Consider the following 4,320-nt stretch of genomic DNA (forward strand, 5'->3'; position numbering starts at 1 on the left):
TAAAAAGATCAGATTTAAATCTGATCTTCACAAAATTGTAGAAAGGCTTTTAATCCTGGCCCCTGATATTTTTGGCGGTGTACCAGCATATAAAGTGGTCTTGTCAGTTGCCAGAACGGTGTGTCAAGGATGACCAATTGACCTTTTTCAGCTAAAGGCTCAATCGCCAATCTTGATACACAAGACATTCCAAGCCCACCCGCTACAATTTTTAAAATTGCTTCGTTATGACCTAAGGTCAAACGAATATTCGCATCAGGAACATCTTGTAAAATTGCATTGTCAAAAACTTCACGTGTACCAGAGCCTTCTTCACGTAAAATCCATTCAACATTTAGAAAGTCAGCAGGGCTTAATGCACGTTGAATTTGAGCAAGAGGATGTGAAGGTGCACAGCAAACGGCTAATTCATCATCACGCCAGTGAATACACTGTAATTGTGGCAAATGACAAGAGCCTTCAATTAAAGCCAAATCTAACTGAAATTGGTTGACTGCTTCAATCATTTGACGAGTATTACCCACTTGTAATTGTAAGTGTGCTTGTGGGTGTTTTTGTAAGAAATCAGCCATTAAATCAGGCATTAAGTAGTCGCTGATTGTGAGCGTTGCTCCCAATCTAAGGTCAATACTTTGTAATTCACCTTTGGCTGCTTGCTCAAAAGATTCACAGCGACCTAATATTTCTAATGCTTGTGGCAATAAAAAGCGTCCCAAATCATTAAGCTGTAAACGCTTGCCGAGTCGATCGAACAATGGCGCACCAAGACCATCTTCTAAATCAGCTAAAGCCATACTTGCTGCACTTTGAGTAAGTCTAACAGCATCACTGGCTTTGGTTACGGTTCCTTCCTGAGCGACCGCCACAAAAACAGCCAATTGGCGTAAGGTCATTCGCATGTTATATAGCCTTAATGTTTTGAGTATCCATCAAATATTCGATCATGCTAACATGAGCATACTGTTTCGTGCCACGTTCAAATCATGTCAATTGAAAAATTTACCGTAGAAAAGGTTTTATCTGTACATCGTTGGGCTCACAATCTTTTTAGTTTCACGATGACGAGACCCGCCCATTTTAAATTTACAGCAGGTCAATTTGCTCGTATTGGGTTGATGGTAAATGGTGAATTGGTGGTTCGTGCATATTCAGTCGTTTCTTCACCTTTTGATGAAAATCTGGAATTCTTTTCTATCGTTGTACCTGATGGTGCGTTTACTTCAAACCTTCAACATCTTGAAATCGGTGATGAGTTATATCTCGACAAAACTGCGTATGGGTATTTAACTTTAGCTCGCTATCAATTGCCTTTAGCTCATGATTTATGGTTATTAGCCACAGGTACTGGATTGGCTCCTTTTTTATCTATGCTCCAAGATTTTGAAACGTGGACGAAATATCAGCATATTCATCTTATATATAGTGTGAGATCTACAGCTGAACTGGCTTATGTAGATCGTATACAAGAGATTGCTGAGAGCTTTGGTGAAGGGCATACAGGGTTCAAATTTGTACCTATAATTACCCGTGATCCAAATGCAACCCTACATGATCGTTTACCTGTTTTGATTGAAAATGGTGAACTAGAAAAAGTGGTTGGCCTATCACTCAATCCTGCTACTAGCCATGTGATGTTATGTGGTAATCCACAAATGGTGGAAGATACTAAGGATGCATTAAAACAACGTGGACTGACGATGAATCGTCGTGGTGAGGGAAATATTGCTGTAGAGAACTATTGGTAATAGGTACGCATGGATATGTTATTAGTGAACAAACATATCCATAAATTCGCGGATTTCTTGAATTGCGGTATCAACATCTGTATTCAGCCATGTGGGCTCAAAAAGTCCAGTGTAGTGCTCTAAGCGATCATGGGGAACAACCAGTCGAACTGGGCAATCTTCTTCAAGTAAGCGCCAAGGTAAAATCGGAACTTCATTATCGAGAAATGGTTGTACATTCCGAATATCGATAATCATTGCATTAATGCAATCGGGTAAGGGCATAACCGAGAATTCTTCAGTACGTCGACGGAAATATTCTAGATCACCCCACTTTAAAATATAGCTTGGTTTATTGAACTCGATAATACCAATCAAATGTTCATCGCGTGTGTGATGTAAAAAACATTGATGTGTGACATCAGTGTCTAAATCTAGAGAAACACTTTGTTGGCTATAGGACATACAGTAATTAAAAACAGAACAGAAACGTGACAGAGGATTATAGCTTATTTTTATCATTTTCTAAACCGCCTATATTTTATACAAGAATGCAAATAATAAAAAGTAGAGTTATGCAAATAAAACAACGATAGTGCGAAGCTTTGTCACACAATGCAACACAGTCCATTGCTAATATAAAGGTCTAAGCAATAAAAGGATGAGGGCAAACTATGATGCATGATTTTAGTAAGCCACAGCCTCATGTGGCCAGTAAAGAAGAAATAGCAAGGAAAAGGAAATTACCAGTCTATATGCTCATTATCGTAGGGCTGTTCTTGCTAGCATTATTAATTTTTATGGTTGCAGACCATTCGAATAAACCTACTGCACAAGTGATCATGTCACAGTTGCATTCGGTCCTTTTAAATGCGTAAGCAATCTATCTTAGACCAAACCTAATCGATTTAACGAGCTCATTGGTGTGAACTAATGGGCTTTTTTTGCAAAATTATGCGTAATTTTTGTTGTATTAGTGATGCTGTTCGTTGATTGAGAATTAAACAAAAATTATGGTTTAGCTATCCATTCGTGATTTTCTCTTAACAGAATGAGTTTGGGTAGCTGTATTTGACTTAAAAAACACATAAAAGGATAACAAGACATGAATGAAATTTTTAGTGATCCATCCCAAAGAGGGAGATTTGATGCAATGTATTATTGGGATCAATTTCAGCCAATATTAGCCGCAATTGTTATTCTACTGGTGGGTTGGATTATTGCCCTAGTGATTGCAGCAGGCGTGAAAAAGTTATTACAAAAATTTGATACCAATCATAAATTGTCATCGGCGACTGGTAGAGCGCCCAATATAGAGAGTCTTATTTCCAAACTTGTATTTTGGTTTGTGATGATTTTGGCCGTTGTTGGTGCATTAAATGTCTTAAATATTAGTGGTGTAAGCGATCCATTTAGCAATATGGTTGGTCGTGTACTGGCTTATATTCCAAATCTGTTGGCTGCTGTTGCGGTCGGATTTATTGGTTGGATTGTTGCACGTTTGGTGCGTGTAGGCTTGACCAATGTATTATCCAAAACTCAGTTAGACGATAAGTTAAGTAGTGAAGTTGGTGTTAGTTCACTGAGCAGTAATATTGCTGAGATCTTTTATTGGTTAGTTTTATTATTATTCTTGCCGATTGTTTTATCTATTCTCGGTTTAACTGGGCTACTTGTTCCTGTGCAGAATATGGTAAATGAAGCAATTGCATTCTTACCGAATCTATTCATTGCAGGCGTAATCATTTTTGTTGGTTATATTTTAGCGAAAATCGTTCGTGGTATTGTTGAGGGCTTAACCAATAGCTTAGGTTTACAGGCTCAAGCAGAAAAGATCGGATTATTTAAAAATTCAAGTGTTTCTAAGTTCTTAGGTTCATTTGTATTTGCAATTATTATCATCACAGCATTAATTGTGGCATTTGAAGCATTGGGTGTTGAAGCAATTTCACAACCAGCAACAGCGATGTTGAATGAAATCATGCATGCAATTCCACAAATTATCGCGGCTGGATTGATTTTAATCGTGGCTTATGTGGTATCGAGATTTGTTGGACGTTTGGTCGCTGAATTAATATCAGGTGCTGGTGTTGACGAAGTTCCGATGAAACTGGATGTACAACGTTTTCTTGGACAAACACGTGTTTCTGATATTTTTGGCTATTTGATCGTGTTCTTTACTATGTTATTTGCTGTTTCTGAAGCAGCGAATCGCTTAGGTTTAGAACAGGTGAGTGGCTTGATTGCCATGTTTATCCAATTCGGTGCAGACATTTTACTCGGTGCTGTGATCTTGGTAATCGGTTTTTGGCTTGCAAATGTGGTTGCGAATGTCGTGCAACGTGGTGAATACAACAGCTCACGTTGGTTAGGTAATCTAGTTCGCATTTTGATCATGGGCTTAGTTATTGCGATGGGTCTAAAAGCAATGGGTATTGCCGATTCGATCGTTAACTTGGCATTTGGTTTGACGTTGGGTTCTGTTGCAGTTGCTTTTGCATTGGCATTTGGTTTAGGCGGTCGTCAACCTGCTGAACGTTTATTGACAGATTTATTGGATAAAGCAAAAACCGAAGCTAAGCAACCAAATCCAATT

5 protein-coding genes are annotated in these 4,320 nt (G+C 38.4%); 3 read left to right on the forward strand and 2 right to left on the reverse strand.

Translation table 11 applies throughout. The features are described 5' to 3' along the window. Window positions 1-14: 14 nt before the first annotated feature. Window positions 15-899: a LysR family transcriptional regulator GigC gene (gigC, locus tag A2003_RS13885; RefSeq protein WP_004914268.1), complete on the reverse strand. Its 885-nt coding sequence runs from the start codon at window positions 897-899 to the stop codon at window positions 15-17. 84 nt (window positions 900-983) lie between these two features. Between gigC and A2003_RS13890 the strand changes: the two genes are divergently transcribed. Then, complete coding sequence (locus A2003_RS13890; RefSeq protein WP_004914265.1) at window positions 984-1,745, forward strand: ferredoxin--NADP reductase; 762 nt, start codon at window positions 984-986, stop codon at window positions 1,743-1,745. Between the two features lie 21 nt (window positions 1,746-1,766). On the opposite strand, the gene A2003_RS13895 is transcribed toward A2003_RS13890, so the two are convergent. After that, on the reverse strand, window positions 1,767-2,189 hold the full coding sequence (locus A2003_RS13895) for a hypothetical protein (protein WP_005403158.1): 423 nt from the start codon (window positions 2,187-2,189) through the stop codon (window positions 1,767-1,769). A gap of 212 nt (window positions 2,190-2,401) precedes the next feature. Between A2003_RS13895 and A2003_RS13900 the strand changes: the two genes are divergently transcribed. Together A2003_RS13900 and A2003_RS13905 are read left to right on the forward strand one after the other, a co-directional pair. Continuing rightward, the gene (locus tag A2003_RS13900; protein WP_026057418.1) at window positions 2,402-2,602 is read left to right on the forward strand and encodes a hypothetical protein; all 201 of its coding nucleotides are present in this window, start codon (window positions 2,402-2,404) and stop codon (window positions 2,600-2,602) included. Window positions 2,603-2,829: 227 nt separating this feature from the next. Beyond that, on the forward strand, window positions 2,830-4,320 hold a 1,491-nt coding region (locus A2003_RS13905), incomplete at its 3' end, for a mechanosensitive ion channel (RefSeq protein ID WP_286687519.1).

The sequence above is a fragment of the Acinetobacter sp. GWC1_38_13 genome, assembly GCF_001767535.1.
Taxonomy (GTDB): domain Bacteria; phylum Pseudomonadota; class Gammaproteobacteria; order Pseudomonadales; family Moraxellaceae; genus Acinetobacter; species Acinetobacter junii.

Excerpts from the sequence above, each read along its gene's own strand:
- gigC (WP_004914268.1), bottom strand. The coding sequence starts at position 899 with ATGCGAATGACCTTACGCCAATTGGCTGTTTTTGTGGCGGTCGCTCAG.
- A2003_RS13890 (WP_004914265.1), top strand. The coding sequence starts at position 984 with ATGTCAATTGAAAAATTTACCGTAGAAAAGGTTTTATCTGTACATCGT.
- A2003_RS13895 (WP_005403158.1), bottom strand. The coding sequence starts at position 2,189 with ATGTCCTATAGCCAACAAAGTGTTTCTCTAGATTTAGACACTGATGTC.
- A2003_RS13900 (WP_026057418.1), top strand. The coding sequence starts at position 2,402 with ATGCATGATTTTAGTAAGCCACAGCCTCATGTGGCCAGTAAAGAAGAA.